Source organism: Amycolatopsis sp. NPDC098790 (assembly GCF_044759945.1).
In the GTDB taxonomy this organism is placed as follows: Bacteria; Actinomycetota; Actinomycetes; order Mycobacteriales; family Pseudonocardiaceae; genus Amycolatopsis.
On record NZ_JBIWAI010000002.1, the window covers coordinates 1622741 to 1638905 of the forward strand.

The 16165-nt window shown below is 73.5% G+C and carries 15 protein-coding genes and 2 pseudogenes; 12 read left to right on the forward strand and 5 right to left on the reverse strand.

The window, feature by feature from the left end:
• Positions 1-6 precede the first annotated feature (6 nt).
• Positions 7-1029 (forward strand): WD40/YVTN/BNR-like repeat-containing protein, encoded by a 1023-nt coding sequence (locus ACIQWX_RS21295; protein ID WP_400873468.1) that lies wholly within the window; start codon positions 7-9, stop codon positions 1027-1029.
• Here the strand turns inward: ACIQWX_RS21295 and ACIQWX_RS21300 are convergent.
• From ACIQWX_RS21300 to ACIQWX_RS21310, 3 genes and pseudogenes are all read right to left on the reverse strand, one after another.
• On the reverse strand, positions 1026-1724 hold the full coding sequence (locus tag ACIQWX_RS21300) for an SDR family oxidoreductase (RefSeq protein WP_400873471.1): 699 nt from the start codon (positions 1722-1724) through the stop codon (positions 1026-1028). The two genes, ACIQWX_RS21295 and ACIQWX_RS21300, sit on opposite strands and share 4 nt — an antisense overlap.
• A gap of 55 nt (positions 1725-1779) precedes the next feature.
• A pseudogene (locus tag ACIQWX_RS21305) lies at positions 1780-2457 on the reverse strand (zinc-binding dehydrogenase); the annotation flags it as partial.
• A gap of 326 nt (positions 2458-2783) precedes the next feature.
• Positions 2784-3021, reverse strand: a pseudogene (locus tag ACIQWX_RS21310) (alcohol dehydrogenase catalytic domain-containing protein); the annotation flags it as partial.
• A gap of 108 nt (positions 3022-3129) precedes the next feature.
• Here ACIQWX_RS21310 and ACIQWX_RS21315 point away from each other — a divergent pair.
• The 7 genes from ACIQWX_RS21315 to ACIQWX_RS21345 all read left to right on the forward strand — a co-directional run bounded on the left by ACIQWX_RS21315 (position 3130) and on the right by ACIQWX_RS21345 (position 8056).
• Positions 3130-3561 carry a winged helix-turn-helix transcriptional regulator gene (locus ACIQWX_RS21315; RefSeq protein ID WP_400873474.1) on the forward strand — a complete coding sequence of 144 codons (432 nt, stop codon included), beginning with the start codon at positions 3130-3132 and terminating at the stop codon, positions 3559-3561.
• Between the two features lie 10 nt (positions 3562-3571).
• Positions 3572-4555, forward strand: a complete 984-nt coding sequence (locus ACIQWX_RS21320; RefSeq protein WP_400873477.1) for a helix-turn-helix transcriptional regulator — start codon at positions 3572-3574, stop codon at positions 4553-4555.
• Positions 4552-5532 carry a helix-turn-helix transcriptional regulator gene (locus ACIQWX_RS21325; RefSeq protein ID WP_400873480.1) on the forward strand — a complete coding sequence of 327 codons (981 nt, stop codon included), beginning with the start codon at positions 4552-4554 and terminating at the stop codon, positions 5530-5532. Before ACIQWX_RS21320 ends, ACIQWX_RS21325 begins: the two co-directional genes overlap by 4 nt.
• 10 nt (positions 5533-5542) lie before the next feature.
• Positions 5543-5755 carry a bacteriophage holin gene (locus tag ACIQWX_RS21330; RefSeq protein WP_400873483.1) on the forward strand — a complete coding sequence of 71 codons (213 nt, stop codon included), beginning with the start codon at positions 5543-5545 and terminating at the stop codon, positions 5753-5755.
• A 31-nt stretch (positions 5756-5786) separates the two neighbouring features.
• Positions 5787-6116, forward strand: coding sequence for a Sec-independent protein translocase subunit TatA (tatA, locus tag ACIQWX_RS21335; RefSeq protein ID WP_400873486.1), 330 nt, complete (start codon positions 5787-5789; stop codon positions 6114-6116).
• Between the two features lie 84 nt (positions 6117-6200).
• A complete protein-coding gene (gene tatC / locus ACIQWX_RS21340) occupies positions 6201-7175 on the forward strand; it encodes a twin-arginine translocase subunit TatC (protein WP_400873489.1) in 975 nt (324 codons plus the stop codon).
• Positions 7175-8056 (forward strand): diacylglycerol/lipid kinase family protein, encoded by an 882-nt coding sequence (locus tag ACIQWX_RS21345; RefSeq protein ID WP_400873492.1) that lies wholly within the window; start codon positions 7175-7177, stop codon positions 8054-8056. The genes tatC and ACIQWX_RS21345 overlap by 1 nt, the downstream gene beginning before the upstream one ends.
• Here ACIQWX_RS21345 and ACIQWX_RS21350 read toward each other — a convergent pair.
• Positions 8053-8628, reverse strand: coding sequence for a hypothetical protein (locus ACIQWX_RS21350; protein WP_400873495.1), 576 nt, complete (start codon positions 8626-8628; stop codon positions 8053-8055). The two genes, ACIQWX_RS21345 and ACIQWX_RS21350, sit on opposite strands and share 4 nt — an antisense overlap.
• 148 nt (positions 8629-8776) lie before the next feature.
• Between ACIQWX_RS21350 and ACIQWX_RS21355 the strand changes: the two genes are divergently transcribed.
• From ACIQWX_RS21355 to ACIQWX_RS21370, 4 genes are all read left to right on the forward strand, one after another.
• Positions 8777-11572, forward strand: coding sequence for a DEAD/DEAH box helicase (locus ACIQWX_RS21355; RefSeq protein WP_400873498.1), 2796 nt, complete (start codon positions 8777-8779; stop codon positions 11570-11572).
• 149 nt (positions 11573-11721) lie between these two features.
• Positions 11722-12492: a DUF4333 domain-containing protein gene (locus ACIQWX_RS21360; protein ID WP_400873501.1), complete on the forward strand. Its 771-nt coding sequence runs from the start codon at positions 11722-11724 to the stop codon at positions 12490-12492.
• Between the two features lie 70 nt (positions 12493-12562).
• Positions 12563-13765, forward strand: a complete 1203-nt coding sequence (locus ACIQWX_RS21365) for a GNAT family N-acetyltransferase (protein ID WP_400873504.1) — start codon at positions 12563-12565, stop codon at positions 13763-13765.
• Between the two features lie 53 nt (positions 13766-13818).
• On the forward strand, positions 13819-15036 hold the full coding sequence (locus tag ACIQWX_RS21370; RefSeq protein ID WP_400873507.1) for a GNAT family N-acetyltransferase: 1218 nt from the start codon (positions 13819-13821) through the stop codon (positions 15034-15036).
• On the opposite strand, the gene ACIQWX_RS21375 is transcribed toward ACIQWX_RS21370, so the two are convergent.
• The gene (locus ACIQWX_RS21375; protein ID WP_400873510.1) at positions 15033-15980 is read right to left on the reverse strand and encodes a 5'-3' exonuclease H3TH domain-containing protein; all 948 of its coding nucleotides are present in this window, start codon (positions 15978-15980) and stop codon (positions 15033-15035) included. The two genes, ACIQWX_RS21370 and ACIQWX_RS21375, sit on opposite strands and share 4 nt — an antisense overlap.
• Positions 15981-16165 lie beyond the last annotated feature (185 nt).

The following is a 16165-nucleotide window of genomic DNA, read 5'->3' on the forward strand; positions in this document are numbered from 1 at the left end:
TCCGGCATGCGTGTCGTGCTGCTCGTGTGCGCCCTGCTGGTCTCCCTCGCGGTCCCGGCGGCGGCGGTTGAGCACCGGCCCGCCTGGGACCTGAAACCGACCGGCGTCACCGCCCAGTTCCGCGGCCTGTCCGCCGTCAGCGGGCGGGTCGCGTGGGTCAGCGGCACGCAGGGCACCGTCCTGCGCACCACCGACGGCGGCGCCACGTGGAAGTCCGTGGGGCCACCCGGCGCGGAGACGCTCGAGCTGTGTGACATCGAAGCCTTCGACGCCGAGCACGCCGTGACGCTCTCCATCGGTCCCGGAACCGACTCCCGCGTCTACCGGACCGACGACGGCGGCGCGCACTGGCGGCAGACCTTCCAGAACACCGACGCGGCGGCGTTCTACGACTGCCTCGCCTTCTTCGACCCGTGGCGCGGCCTCGCGATGAGCGACCCGGTCGACGGCCGGTTCCGCGTCCAGGCCACCTTCGACGGCGGCCGCAGCTGGCGGCAGGTCCCGGACAGCGGCTTCCCGCCCGCGTTGCCCGGCGAGGCCGGGTTCGCGGCCAGCGGGCAGTGCATCACGACGGCGGGCCCGTTCGACGCGTGGCTCGCGACCGGCGGCGGCGCGACCGCCCGCGTCCTGCACTCCGGCGACGCCGGCCGCCACTGGAGCGTCTCCGACACGCCGTTGCCGAGCAGCCCGTCCGCCGGCGTGTTCGCGCTCGCGTTCCGGAACCCGCGCCAGGGCGTCGCGATCGGCGGCGACTTCGCGAACCCGACGGCGCCCGGCCCGGCCGTCGCGCTGACCGGCGACGCCGGCCGCACCTGGCGCACGCCGGCGCAGTACCCGGCGGGGTACCGCTCCGGGGTGGCCTGGCGCGGCGGGACGCTGCTGGCCGTCGGGCCGGGCGGCAGCGACCACAGCCCGGACGGCGGCCGGCACTGGACGTCGTTCGACACGGGCAGCTTCGACAGCGTCGACTGCGCCGGCGCGGCCTGCTGGGCGAGCGGTGCCCAGGGCCGCGTCGCCCGGCTTCGCTAGAGGACCTGGCCGGTCGGGCGGACCATGATCTCGTTGACGTCCACCGAGGGCGGCTGCTGGAGCGCGTAGAGCACCGCGCGGGCGATGTCGGCGGCGTCGAGCTTGGGCTTCTTGCGCTGGTCGTCGTTGAGGATGTCGGTGTCGGTGATGCCGGGGTTGATGAGCGTGACGCGCACCCCGGTGCCGACGGCCTCCTCGCGGATCGCGCCGGCCATCCCGGTCACGGCCCACTTCGTCACCGAGTAGAGGCTGGCGTTGCGGATGTAGCGGCCGGCGACCGAGCCGGTGATCAGCAGGTGCCCGGCGGACTCCTCGAGCGCGGGCAGGGCCGCGCGGGCGGTGTAGGCCGCGCCGAGGACGTTCGTGCGGACCATCTCCTCCCACTGGCGCGGGTCGGGGTCGTCGGTGCCGAAGAAGGAGGTCCCGACGCCGATGCCGGCGTTGGCGAAGGCGGCATCGAGCCGCCCGAACCGCTCGACGGCCCGGGCGACGGCACCGGAGATGCTCGGCCAGTCCCCGACATCGGCACCGAGCGCGAGGGCGTTGTCCTCGCCGAGCTCGGCGGCGAGGGAGGCGACGGATTCGGCCTTGCGAGCCACGAGGGCGACTTTGAACCCGGAGGCGGCGGCGAGGCGAGCGGTGGCGGCCCCGAGGCCGCGCGAGGCACCGGTGATGAGGAGAACGCGATCATCCATGCCGTTCAGGCTAGGGAGAATCGACGGCGGCGGCACGGAACGGTCGGCGCCCGGGTCAGGGCGTCAGCACGAGCCGGCCGCGCAGGCCGCCCCTCGCGAGCCGTTCGTGGGCGGCCGCCGCTTCCGCCAGCGGCAGGACCTCGGCGACCCGCAGCGGCAGGACACCTTCTTCCGCGAGTTTCGCCAGCTCGGCCAGCCGTTGCCCGTCGGCGCGGATCCAGACGCTGCGCACCCGGACCCCGCGCAACGGGATCGGAGCGGCACCGGCGGCGAAGGCGACGAACTCGCCGCCGCCACGGACCGCGTCGAGCGCCTCCAGGCCGAGGAGCGCGGTGTCGAGGGCGGCGTCGACCCCGCCGGGCACGAGTGCGCGGACCCGGTCGCCGAGGGCAGGCCCGCGGGGGAGGAACTCGTCCGCGCCGAAGCCGCGGACGAGGGCTTCGTCGGGCTCGGACGCGACGGCGACCACCCGCAGCTTCCGGGCGTGGGCCAGCGCGACCGCATACCCGCCCACCGCGCCCGCCGCGCCGGTGACCAGCACGGTCCCGTCGGTTTCGACGAGGTCGAGGGCCTGGGCGGCGGTGAGCGCGTTGAGCGGGAGGGTGGCGGCTTCGGCGGGGGTGAAGCCGGCCGGGGCGAGGGCGACCGCCGACGCGTCGAGGACGATCCGCTCGGCATAGGCGCCCAGGGGAGCGGCGATCCGGTCGCGCAGCCCGATGACGGCATCGCCCACGCGGAGCGGAGGCTGCCGGCCGCCGGTGGCTTCACCGTCCAGAGCCCACGGCCCGCCTCCCGGCCGGCCCGCGGCTTCGCCCGGCCGACCGGCCGCGAGGTCGCCGGTGACCTTCCCGACCGGAGTGGCTTGCCCGCCCCGCGCCCATCCAGCGCCCGGCCAGCCGCCGGTGGCCTCGCCGCCCCGAGCGCGCGGTGTCCCCGAGCCCCACCGGCCGCCGGTGGCCTCCCCGTCCCGAGCGCGCGGGGCCCGGGAGCCCGACCGGCCGCCCTCCCGGTCGCCGCGGACATCCGCACCCCGAGCCCCCGGCCCGCCGATCTCGGACATCCCGCTACCCACCGCCTCCACCACGCCCGCCACGTCCCAGCCCATCCCCAGCACCTCCCGCGGCGGAATCACCCCCGCCCCGCTCAAAATCCCGGCTCGGGTCGCGAGATCCACCGGGTTCACCGCGGCCGCCGCGACGCGGATCCGGACCTGCCCCGGACCCGGCTCGGGCACCGCCACTTCCACCGGCTCCAGCACCTCGGGACCCCCGAACCGCCGGACCACGACCGCCCGCATCACCACTCCGTTCGCCGACCGGAACCTTTCCCCGCGAACCTATGGGGAGCTACTCTCCACCGGGAAGTACGCACTCGCAGGTTCCCCACGTACCAGGAGGTTCGCCCGGTGCCCACGCGCACGGCGGAACAGCGGCGCCAAGCCGAAAAGGCCGCCTACGACGCCTACCTCGCCGCCTGCCCGACCCGGAAGCTGCTCGACGAGATCGCCGGCAAGTGGGTCAGCCTGATCCTCGTCGCGCTCGGTGACGGGCCGCAGCGCTACAGCGACCTTTCGCGGCGCATCGCCGGGGTCAGCCAGAAGATGCTCACCCAGACCCTGCGGGTGCTCGAACGCGACGGGCTCGTCCGCCGCGAAGTGACTCCGTCGGTGCCCGTCCGCGTCGACTATTCCCTTACGCCGCTGGGGGAAAGCCTTCGCGCGCCGATGGCCGGGTTCAAGGACTGGGCCGAGGCGAACTTCGACGCGGTGGCCGCCGCCCGGACCGATTACGACGCGCGCACCCCGGACCTCACGATCGGGCCGGGCGGCGCGGGCTAGTCTCTACCGGGTGTCCACCGCACGCGCCGAACGGCTGGTCAACTTGGTACTGGCCCTCCTGTCCACCCGGCAGTACCTCACTGCCGAGCGGATCCGCGGCATCGTGCCCGGGTACGGCGACGCGGCCAGCGACGACGCCTTCTTCCGGACGTTCGAGCGGGACAAGACCGAGCTGCGCGAACTCGGCATCCCCCTGGAGACCGGCCGGAACTCCGCCTTCGACGCCATCGAGGGCTACCGCATCGCCCGCCGGGACTACGAGCTCGGCGAGATCGACCTCGCCCCCGACGAAGCCGCCGCTGTCGCGCTCGCCTCCCGGCTGTGGGACTCGCCGGAGCTGACCGGGCAGGCGCAGGGCGCGCTCGTGAAGCTGCGTGCCGCCGGCCTGGAGGTCGACGACCAGGCGCCGACCGTCGTCGAGCCGCGGGTGCGCGCCGAACCGGCGTTCGGGCCGCTGCTGGCCGCGGTGCAGCACGGCCAGGCGGTCCGCTTCGAGTACCGCCGCAGCGGCTCGCCCGAACGCATCATGCGCACCCTCGAACCCTGGGGCGTGGTGTCGTGGCGGGCCCGCTGGTATGTCGTCGGGCACGACCGCGACCGCGGCGCCACCCGCTGCTTCCGCCTCTCCCGCGTCACCGGCCAGGTCCGGACCGTCGGCAAGCCCGGTGAAGTCCAGCGCCCCGAGGGCGTCAACCTGCTCAAGCTCGTGTCCGTGACGTCGGAGTCCGAGCCGGCCCCGGTGACCACCGCGCGGCTGTGGGTCGCCGACGGCCGCGCCGCCGGGGTCCGCCGGCGCGGCACCGTCATCGGCCGGTCCACGATCGACGGCGAAGAGGGCGACCTCGTCGAGATCGGGCTCTACTTCCCCGAGTCGGCGGCCGATTGGATCACCTCCCAGGGCCCGGACGTCGTCGTGCTCGAGCCCGACGTGCTGGCCAAGACCGTCCAGGACCGGCTCGAAGCCGTCGTGGCCCGGCAGGGGAGCGGCCGGTGAGCGGGTCGACCGACCGGATGCCGCGGCTGCTCGCGCTCGTGCCGTACCTGCTGGCGCGCCCGGGCGTCCGCATCGACGACGCGGCGCACGACTTCGACGTCACGCCGAAGCAGCTGCGCAAGGACCTCGAGCTGCTCTGGATGTGCGGGCTGCCCGGGTACGGGCCCGGCGACCTGATCGACCTGTCCTTCGAGGGCGACACGATCGTCGTCACCCACGACGCCGGCATGAACCGCCCGCTGCGGCTCACCGGTGGCGAGGCGACCGCGCTGCTGGTCGCGCTGCGGGCGCTGGCCGAGACCCCGGGCGTGGTCGACGGCGACGCCGTCCGCCGCTCCATCGCCAAGATCGAAGCCGCCGCCGGGCAGGCCCAGCCGGCCGGCGTGGTCGTCGGCGGGGGAGTGCGCGAGGGCAAGAAGACCGCGCGGACCCGCGAGGAGGTCGCCCGGGCGCTGCAGGGCGGGCGGGCCGTGCGGATGCGCTACTACACCGCGTCCAAGGACCAGATCACCGAGCGCACGGTCGACCCGATGCGGCTGCTGATCGTCCAGGCGGTCGGGTACCTCGAAGCCTGGTGCCGCCGGGCCGAGGGCGTCCGGCTGTTCCGCCTCGACCGGATCGACGACCTGACGATCCTCGACGAGCCGTCGCGCCCGCCCGCGCACGCGCACCCGACCGACATTTCCGAAGGCGTCTTCCGCGAGCGTGCCGACCAGCGGGAGGCGGTGCTCGTCCTCGACCCGGACGCACGCTGGGTAGCCGAGTACTACCCGTGCGAGGAGCTCGACGAGCTCGACGGCGGCCGTCTGCGGATCCGGATGCGCTACGCCGACCAGTCCTGGATGGTGCGCCTCGTGCTGGGTCTGGGCGGAGAAGCGCTGGTGGAGAGCCCGGCCGACCTCGCGTCGGACGTCGGACGCCGGGCGGCCGACGCCGTGGCCCGAGCCCGTCACCTTCCGTCAACCTGCGACCACTAGGGTGATCGACGTGCCGTACCTGCCCACCGTCGTGCTCGCCGCGTTCGGCCTGCTGTTGCTCGTGGCCCTGCTGGTGCGGACCGTCAAGGTCTTGCGTGGTTTCCGGCGGACCGCAAGCATGGTGGCTGCGAACACCCAGGACCGGGCCGGATTGCTCCGCGCGCGGTCGGCCGCGCTGCGCGTCGCCTTCGCGGAGCGCCGCCGGAAACCGGAAAACCAGTAACATCCCTACCAGACGCAGATAGGAGGCCATCTTGTTCGCCAACGGATTGCAAGGATGGCATTTGATCATCTTGGTGCTGCTCGTCGTGCTGCTGTTCGGGGCCAAGCGGCTTCCCGATGCGGCCCGGTCGATCGGCAAGTCCATGAAGATCTTCAAGGCCGAGACCAAGGACCTCGCGGGCGACAAGAGCTCCTCGCACGAGGACGCCGAGCCGGTCGAGACGAAGCAGATCCCGGCCACGCCCGCCCCCGCGGCCCCCGCCGCCGGCGCGACCGACCAGCAGGTCGCGGACCTGCAGCGGCAGCTCGACGAGCTGAAGAAGCAGCAGGCGGCCGACCAGCCGCAGAAGAACGCCAGCTGACGGCTGGGCCACACCCGGTCCCTGGTCCACGGAGCGCGCCGGCCCGGCGCGCTCCGCCGGACTCCGACGAGAACGGAACACCCCGTGGCGGAACCCGCCTCCGGAAACGGCACCAGCCGCCGGTCGAAGCGGCGCAAGCGCAGCCGTCGCATGAACCCCGACGGCACGATGACGCTCATCGAGCACATCTACGAGTTCCGCCGCCGGCTCGGCTTCGCGATGCTCGCCGTCGTCATCGGTGGCATCGTCGGGTTCTTCTGGTTCAGCACCAAGGTGGGCGTGATCCCGTCGCTCGGCGAGATCATCAAGGACCCCTACTGCGCCATCCCGCCGGACCGCCGGCTCAACGGCGCCCAGGGCTGCCAGCTGCTGCAAACCGTGCCGTTCGAAGCCTTCATGATCCAGCTCAAGGTCGGCCTCGCCGCCGGCGCGGTGCTGTTCTCGCCGGTGTGGCTGTACCAGATCTGGGCCTTCATCGCCCCAGGTCTGTACTCGAAGGAACGCAAGTACGCGCTGACCTTCGTCGGGTTCGCGTCGATCCTCTTCGCCGCCGGCGCGGTGCTCGCCTACATCCTGTTCCCGCACGCGCTGCAGCTGCTCATGGGTTTCGGCCAGGGCGAGTTCATCACCGCGCTGACCGCGGACAAGTACATCTCGTTCATGCTGTCGCTGCTGATCATCTTCGGGATCAGCTTCGAGCTCCCGCTGCTGGTGGTGATGCTCAACCGCGTCGGCGTGGTCAAGTACCGGCAGCTGAAGAAGTGGCGCCGCGGCATTGTGTTCGCGTTGTTCGTCTTCGCCGCCTTCGTCACCCCGGGTTCGGACCCGTTCTCGATGCTCGGCCTGGCCGGCGCGCTGACCGTGCTGTTCGAGCTGTCCATCCAGCTCGCGCGCATCCACGACCGCAAGAAGGACCGGGAGCGCGCCGACGAGGGCTGGGACCAGCTCGACGACGACGAGGCCGCGCCGTTCGACTACACGCCGAGCAAGATCGACGACGAACCGTCCGCCCCGACCGCGTCCGGCGGCCGGGCCTCCGGCACCGACGACATCACGTAGTGGGGCTCCACGCCGCGCTCGCCGTGCACCCGGCCTCGGGGCACGGCGCGGCCGCCCGGATCGCCGACACCGTCGCCGACCGGCTGCGCACCGCGGTCGACCGCCTCGACGTGCTGGTCGCCAACACCGTCGAAGAGTCCCGCGAGCTGATGCGGACCTCCCACGACGCCGGCCTCGACGTCCTGATCGTTCTGGGCGGCGACGGCGCCGCGCACCAGGGCGTCCAGTTCTGCGCGAACCACGGCGTCGCGCTCGGCCTGGTCCCGGCGGGCACCGGCAACGACTTCGCCCGCGCCCTCGGCGTCCCCGGCGAGCCCCTGCCTGCGGTCGAGGCGCTGGTGGCGGCCCTGAAGTCCGGCGCCCGGCGGCGCATCGACCTCGGGCGCCTCGGCGACACCTGGTTCGCGACCGTGCTCTGCGCGGGCTTCGACGCGAGTGTCAACGAACGCGCCAACCGGATGCGCTGGCCGTCCGGACCGCGCCGCTACGACGTGGCGATCCTCGCCGAGCTGGCCGCGTTCCGCTCCCGCCCGATCGTGGTCGACACCGGCACTGAACGCCTGGAGCTCGACGCGACGCTCGTGGCGGTCGGCAACACCCGCTTCTACGGCGGCGGCGTCCCGATCTGCCCGACGGCCGACCCCGAGGACGGCGTCTTCGACGTGACGGTGGTCGGGGACGTGACCCGCCGCGGCCTGATCCGCATGCTGCCGGGCCTGCGCACGGGCAAGCACCTCACCCACCCGGCGGTCCGGACGCTGCGCGCCCGGTCGGTCTCGCTGACGGGCAACAGCTGGCCGGCCTACGCCGACGGCGAGCCGCAGGGGAGCGTCCCGGTGACGGTCAGCTGCGTCCCGGGCGCGCTGACCGTGCTGGCCTAACGGTCGTACCCGCCGGCCCGCGCCACGAGCTGCCGGAAGTGCGCCGGCGTCAGCAACCGCCCGGCGTCGGCGAAGTACACCCCGCCGCAGCGGTGGCAGAACCAGCCCTGCTCCCACACCTGCCGCGCCGCCGGCACCCCGCGCCGCTGACGCCGCTGGGCCCGCACCCGCCGCACGTACAGCCAGATCACCACGCCCGCGGCGACGTACACGCACAACGCCGGCAACGAGATCACCGCGATCCCCAGCACCTGCGACGCGGCCCCGCCCGGCGGCGGGTCGTCCACCGACGACAGCGGCAACGCCAGGAAACAGCTCCCGGCCAGCACCAGCGCGAGCACCGCCGCCACCAGGCCGCCGTTGCGGCGCGGGGGAGGGAAGGGGTCCAGCGACCGGGCCACCGCCGACACCGAAACCCCGCTGACCTGGCTGCTCGTGTAGATCACGCCGTCCCCGGCCGGCACGCCCACGACCGGCCCCTGCCCGCGGAAGAACGAATGCCCGCCCTGGTAGACGGCGGGCACGTGCTGCACCTGGTCCAGCTGCCCGCAGCTCGGACACGGTTCGGTCATGCAGCCTCCGACGCCGCCACCCGCGTACCGGTTCCCGGTGTATAACGACCTATACCGCGCCCGTCGGTGGTGATCACCACCTCGCGTCGCTCGACCGAAAAGAAGCCGGGAGCGCCGACGGTCACGCGGCGTGCGGACTGTCGGGGGGATGTGGAACCCTGACAACGTGGCCAGTAGCCCTTCTCCCTCCCCGGCCGAGGCCTATGTGGCCTCCTCGCGTCGTGGGAAGTACCCCCAGCTGACGCGTTTCGCCGCGGAAGCGTCCTTCGAGTTCGACGAGTTCCAGATCCGCGGGTGCGAGGCCCTCGAGGGCGGTCACGGCGTGCTCGTCTGCGCGCCGACCGGGGCGGGGAAGACCGTCGTCGGCGAGTTCGCCGTGCACCTGGCGCTGGCCGAGGGGCGCAAGTGCTTCTACACGACGCCCATCAAGGCGCTGTCGAACCAGAAGTACGCCGACCTCGTCGCCCGCTACGGCAGCGACGCCGTCGGCCTGCTCACCGGCGACACCTCGATCAACGGCAACGCGCAGGTGGTCGTGATGACCACCGAGGTGCTGCGGAACATGCTCTACGCGGGCTCTTCGACGATCACCGACCTCGGTTACGTCGTCATGGACGAGGTCCACTACCTCGCCGACCGGTTCCGCGGTGCGGTCTGGGAAGAGGTCATCCTGCACCTGCCCGAGCACGTCCGCGTGGTCGGGCTGTCGGCCACGGTCAGCAACGCCGAGGAGTTCGGCGAGTGGCTGGTCGAGGTGCGCGGTGACACGACGGTCGTCGTCGACGAGCACCGGCCGGTGCCGCTGTGGCAGCACATGCTGGTCGGGAACCGGCTGCTCGACCTGTTCGCCGGTGAGGACATCCACCTGCCCGGCGCCGAGCTGCGGATCAACCCGACCCTGCTGCGCCGCACCGAGGAGATCGGCCGCCAGTACGCGCCCGCCGGGTTCCGCGGGCCGCGGGGCCGCCGGGGTGCGCCGCCGCGGATGCCGCGGTTCCGGCCGCCGTCGCGCGTCGAGGTCGTCGAGCAGCTGGACCGGGCCGGGCTGCTGCCGGCGATCGTGTTCATCTTCTCCCGAGCCGGGTGCGACGCCGCCGTGGCGCAGTGCGTGCGGTCGGGGCTGCGGCTCAACGGGCCCGGCGAGGTCGAGGAGATCCGCCGGGTGATCGACGAGCGCACGGCGGACCTGCCGGAGGGCGACCTCGGCGTGCTCGGCTACTGGGAGTGGCGGGAGGCGCTGGAGCGCGGGATCGCCGGCCACCACGCCGGGCTGCTGCCGGCGTTCAAGGAGACCGTCGAGGAGCTGTTCGTCCGCGGTCTGGTGAAGGTGGTGTTCGCGACCGAGACGCTGGCGCTGGGGATCAACATGCCGGCCCGCACGGTCGTGCTGGAGCGGCTGGTCAAGTACAACGGCGAGGCGCACGTCGACCTGACGCCGGGGGAGTACACGCAGCTGACCGGCCGGGCCGGGCGGCGGGGGATCGACGTCGAGGGCCACGCCGTCGTGGCGTGGCAGCCGGGGGTCGACCCGAAGCAGGTCGCCGGGCTGGCCTCGACGCGGACGTACCCGCTGCGGTCGTCGTTCCGGCCCGGCTACAACATGGCCGTGAACCTGGTCGCCCAGGTCGGCGCGGCGGAGGCCCGTGAGCTGCTGGAACAGTCGTTCGCGCAGTTCCAGGCCGACCGGTCGGTGGTCGGCACGGCCCGCCGGATCGAGCGGAACAAGGAGGCCCTGAAGGGCTACTCGGCCGCCATCACCGGGGACTTCGACGAGATGCTCGAGTACGTGGAGCTGCGCGCGAAGATCTCGACGCGGGAGAAGGCGTTGTCGCGGCAGAACACCGCGACCCGGCGGGCGGGGACGGCGGAGTCGCTGGAGAAGCTGCGAAAGGGTGACGTCATCGCCGTGCCGGCGGGGCGGCGGGCGGGGCTGGCCGTGGTCGTGGACCCGGGGCTGGACCCGATCCGCGAGCCGCGGCCGGTCGTGGTGACCGAGGACCGGTGGTCGGGGCCGTTGTCGGTGGCCGACTTCCCGGCGCCGGTGGAGGCGCTGGGGCGGATCAAGCTGCCCAAGCACATCGAGCTGCGGTCGCCGAAGACGCGCCGGGACATCGCTTCGACGCTGCGCAATGCCGGGATCTCGTTGCCGGGCAGGCAGAAGCGGCGGTCCGGGACGAACGAGGACGGCGAGCTGGCGGCGTTGCGGCGGGCGCTGCGGGCGCACCCGTGCCACGGGCTGGCCGAGCGCGAGGCGAACCTGCGCTGGGTCGAGCGGTACCAGCGGCTGTCGGCGGAAACCCAGCAGCTGGAACGGAAGGTCGCCGCGACGACGCACTCGCTGGCGCGCGCGTTCGACCGGATTCTCGCCTTGCTGGGCGAGCGCGAGTACTTGGGACCGGAGTCGGCAGGTGATGGCGAGGACCGCGTCACCGAGCACGGGCGGCGCCTGACCCGGCTCTACAGCGAGTCCGACCTGCTGGCCGCGGAGTGCATCCGCCACGGCGTGTGGCGCAAGCTGGGGCCGGCCGAGCTGGCCGCGGTCGTCTCGACGCTGGTCTTCGAGGCCCGGCGCGACACCGCCGGTGAGCCGCGGCTGCCGGGTGGCGCGGTGCCGGAGGCGTGGCAGGAGACGGTGAAGCTGTGGGTGGACCTCACCGAGGACGAGCGGCGGCACCGGCTCGACCGCACCCGCGAGCCCGACGCCGGGTTCGCGTGGCCGGTCTACCGCTGGGCGCGCGGTGAGTCGCTGGAGAAGGTGCTCACCGCGGCCGAGGCCAACGGGCAGGAGCTGTCGGCGGGGGACTTCGTGCGCTGGTCGCGTCAGGTGATCGACCTGCTCGACCAGATCCGGGACGTGCTCGGCAAGGGCGACCCGGTGGGCGCGGCGGCCGCCGACGCGGTCAAAGCGCTGCGGCGGGGTGTCGTCGCCGCGGGCGCCGCGTGAACTCCGTGTTAGGCATGGTCGGGCATGGCGCGTGGACACGTGTGCTCGGCTCCGACCTGTGGTTGGATCGCCTGCAACACCGTGCGTACGCGGCTTTACGGCGGTTTCGGGGTGGTCAGTGAGATGAGCGAAGCAGGCGGAGGCAGACGATGAGCACGCCGTATGGCGGCAACGACCCACAGCAGCCCCAGTACGGGCAGCAGCCGGGCGGCGCGTACCCCCCGAGCGGCCCGCAGGAGCAGCCGCAGTGGGGGCAGCAGCAGCCGCCTTCGTACGACCCGAACCAGCAGCAGTGGGGCCAGCCGCAGCAGCCCCAGCAACCGCAGCAGTGGGGCCAGCAGCCCGGGGGGTACACGCCGCCGCAGCAGCCGCAGTGGGGTCAGCAGCCCCCGCCCTACGGGCAGCAGCCCGGGGGTGGTTACCCGCAGAGCGGCCCGCAGGCCCAGCCCCAGTACGGGCAGCAGCCGGGCGGGGCGTACCCGCAGAGCGGTCCCCAGCAGCAGCCGCAGTACGGGCAGCAGCAGCCGGGCCAGTACGACTACGGCCAGCAGCAGCAGTTCCCCGGCCAGGGCGCGCCGGAGGGCGAGCAGCCGGCGAAGTCGAAGAAGGGCCTGCTGATCGGCGTCATCGTGCTGGTCGTGGTCGTCGCGGTGGTCGGCGTCCTCGGCTTCGTGGCGCCCGGCTTCTTCAAGACGCAGGTCTTCAACAACACGCAGATGCAGACCGACGTGCAGAAGCTGCTCACCGAGACGTACAAGATCGACGGCGTCACCGGCGTGACGTGCCCGGCCGAGCAGAAGGTCGAGGACGGCGCGAAGTTCGAGTGCACCGCGACCATCGCGGGCAAGCCGACGCAGATCCCGATCACGGTCAAGGGCGACGGCGGCAACTACGAGGTGTCCCCGCCCGCGACGAAGTAGCTCCACCCCGGGATCCGGTCGCCGCGAATTGCGGTGGCCGGATCCCGTCGTTTCCGGAGATGATCCGGGGATGAGCGACTTCGAGATCCGGACGCTGGGCGACGACGAGGTCCGCGCGGCGGGTGACCTCTTCCGGGCGACACTGCACGTGCCGCCGTGCCCCGACGCCGATTGGGAGCGCACGGCGCGGGCGTACCAGCCCGGCCGGACGCTGGGGGCGTTCGACCCCGCCTTGATCGGCACGGCGCGGTCGTTCGACGCCGAGCTGACGGTGCCGGGCGGCACGCGGGTGCCGATGGCCGGGGTCACCGGGGTCGGGGTGCGGCCGGACCGGACCCGGCGGGGCGTGCTGCGGGCGTTGATGACGACGCAGCTGGAGGACTTCGCCGCGCGCGGGGTGGTCACCGCGAGCCTGCTGGCGTCGGAGGCGCCGATCTACGGGCGGTTCGGCTACGGGCTTTCGCTGCGGCACCGGTCGTACAGCGTCGACCGCCACCGGGCGCGGCTGCGCGAAGACGCGCCGGCCTCGGGCGAGGTCCGGCTGCTGGAGCTGGACGAGGCCCTGGAGGTCCTGCCCGGCGTCTACGAGCGCGTGGCGGCCCGGCCCGGGACGATGTCCCGCCCGGAGTACCTGTGGCGGCTCTTCGAGGCTCAGGCGCGCCGCAACACCCAGCCGATGCGGGCCGCGGTGCACCACGGGCCCGACGGGCCGGACGGCTTCGCCACCTACTTCGTCGACGGCCTGCACGCGCACCCGTGGACGAAGAGCCTGGAGGTGGTGGACATGTTCACCGGCTCGCCTGCCGCGTTCGCCGGGCTGTGGCGGTTCCTGCTGGGTATCGACCTCGTCGACACGATCGTCGCCGAGGCGCGGCCGCTCGACGAGCCGATCGAGCTGATCCTCGCCGACCACCGCCGCAGCACGGTCGACCGGATCGGGGACGAGCACTGGGTCCGCCTGGTCGACGTCCCGCGGGCGCTGGCCGCGCGGGCGTACGGGCACGCCGAGCCGGTCGTCGTCGAGGTGGCCGACCCGCTGCTGCCGGCCAACGGCGGGGCCTACCGGATCACCCCGGACGGTGCCGGGCGCACCGACGAGCCCGCGGCGCTGCGCCTCGACGTCACGACCCTCGCGATGGTGTACCTCGGGTCGTGGCGGGTGTCGGCGCTGGCGGAGGCGGGCCGGATCGAGGTCCGGGACCCGGCCGCTCCGGCGGCGGCCGACCTGCTGTTCGGGACGCGGGTGGCGGCCTGGAGCGGCACGCACTTCTGACGCGCCCGGAAATCGAGGTGCCGCGGGCGGGGCCGGGCGGCAGGATCGGCGGCATGACCGACTTCGACGTCCGCCCCGTGGCCGAGGACGAGCGCCGCGCCACGTTCGACCTGCTGGGCCGCTCGCTGCACACCAACCGCGTCAGCGACGAGAACTGGTCCCGGTACGGGGAATCCTGGCCCGCCACGCACAAGTTCGGCGCGTTCGACGGTGCCACCCCGATCGGGATCGCCAGTTCCTACGACACGCAGATCGCGGTGCCCGGCGGCGGTGTCCTGGCGCTCGGGGCGGTCGACGGCGTCGGCGTCCGCGCCGACCGCACCCGGCGCGGGGTGCTCACCGCGATGATGGCCGCGCAGCTGGAGGACTTCGCCGCGCGCGGGATCCCGGTGGCCGCCCTGCACGCCAGCGAGCCCACGATCTACGGCCGGTTCGGCTACGGCTCGGCGACGCTCGGCAAGACCGTGTGGGTGCCGCGGCCCCGAGCCCGGCTCCACGACCGCGTGCCGGTGAGCGGGGACATCCGGCTGCTCACGCCCGAGGAAGCCGTGCGGGAGGTTCCCGTGCTGTACCGGCGGCTCGGGCTGCACCGGGCCGGGATGGTCGGCAGGCCGTCCGTGTGGTGGCCGATCGCGCACGACCGGCTCGTGGGCCCGCACGGCAGCCACGTCGTGGCCGTCCACAGTGGACCGGACGGCGACGACGGGTACGTCGTGTACGACACCGTGGACCGGCGCACGATGGAGTCGCCGGACGAGGGTGCCGTATTGAAGATCCGCGAGCTGAACGCCGTGGACCCGGCCGCGCACGCCGCGCTCTGGCGGTTCCTGCTGTCGGTCGACCTCGTCTCCGGGATCCGCGGCCGCTACCGCCCGGTCGACGAGCCGCTGGCCCCGATGCTGACCGACCACCGCGACGCGCAGACCCGCGACGTCGAGGACGACCTGTGGCTGCGCCCGGTCGACGTCGCCGCCGCGCTCGCGGCCCGCAGCTACCGCGCGGCGGACCCGGTGGTGCTCGCGGTGCGCGACCGGATGCTGCCGGCCAACACCGGGCACTACGAGGTCGGCCCGGACGGCGCCCGCCGCACGGACGCCGCCGCGGACCTGGCCCTCGACGTCGACACCCTCGGCATGCTCTACCTCGGGCAGTGGAGCGCGACCGCACTGGCGCACGCCGGCCGCGTCGAAGTCGTGCACCCCGGTGCGGAGGCGCGCGCCGACGAACTGTTCACCACGATCGCCGCACCGTGGTGCGGCACGTACTTCTAGGCGCCGGGCAGGGCCTTGAGGAGGCGTTCGACCGAGTTGCCGAGGTTCCACCGCTCGGCCAGCTCGGCGACGCGCTCCGGGTCGGCGGGGGCGGCGGGCACGGTGTCGGGGCGCGACTGCTCCACCGGCGCGTCGACGGCGACCCGGACCACGGTCGGCGCGACGGCCAGGTAGTCGGCGGCGTCGGAGAGCCGCAGCCGCGTCTTGAGGGGGACGCGGTTGTCACTGGCGGCGGAGGCCTTGAGGAGCGCGTCGAGCGACCCGAACTGCGTGATCAGCTTGGCGGCGGTCTTCTCGCCGATGCCGGCGACGCCGGGCAGCCCGTCGGAGGGGTCGCCGCGCATCACCGACATGTCCGCGTAGGCGGGTCCGGCGGTCTCGCGGGGGAGTGCGTAGCGCTCGGCGATCTCGGCGGGCCCGAGCACCTCGGCCTTGGCCCAGCCCTTGCCGACGTAGATGACCGAAGTGGGCGTCGGCTCGGTGCGGACGAGCTGGAAGAGGTCGCGGTCGCCGGTGATCACCTCGACCGGGTCCTTTTTCTCCTTGGTGGCCAACGCGCCGATGACGTCGTCGGCTTCGTAGCCGGCGGCCTCCGCGGTGGCGAACCCGAAGGCCCCGAGGAGGTCGAGGATGATCGGGACCTGCGGGGTGAGCGTGTCGGGGACCTCTTCGACGTCGGGGCTGCCGCCGCCGGTCTCCTCGGCCACCCGGTGCGCCTTGTAGCTGGGCAGCAGATCGGTCCGGAACCGCGGCCGCCAGTCGGCGTCGAGGCAGCAGACGAGCCGCGAGGGGCGCCGGTCGGTGAGGATCCGCGCGATGGTGTCGGCGAAGCCGCGCACGGCGTTGACCTGCGTCCCGTCGGCGGCGCGCATCGAGTCGGGGAGGGCGAAGAAGGAGCGGAAGTAGAGGCTCGCGGAGTCGAGCAGGGCAAGTGGTCCGGTCACCCGCACAGCCTGCCACGCCGGACGGAGTTCGCGGTCGCGCCACGCACCCCGGGACGGATGGCCGGTCGAGCGTCGCGAATGTCGCATTGGGGACATCCGAAGACCCCGATGCGACATTCGCGACGCGGCGGTGGGGGAGGGGAGCGGCCGGCCCGCCGTCGCTGCCGCGGCGCCGGCGGGGGAGG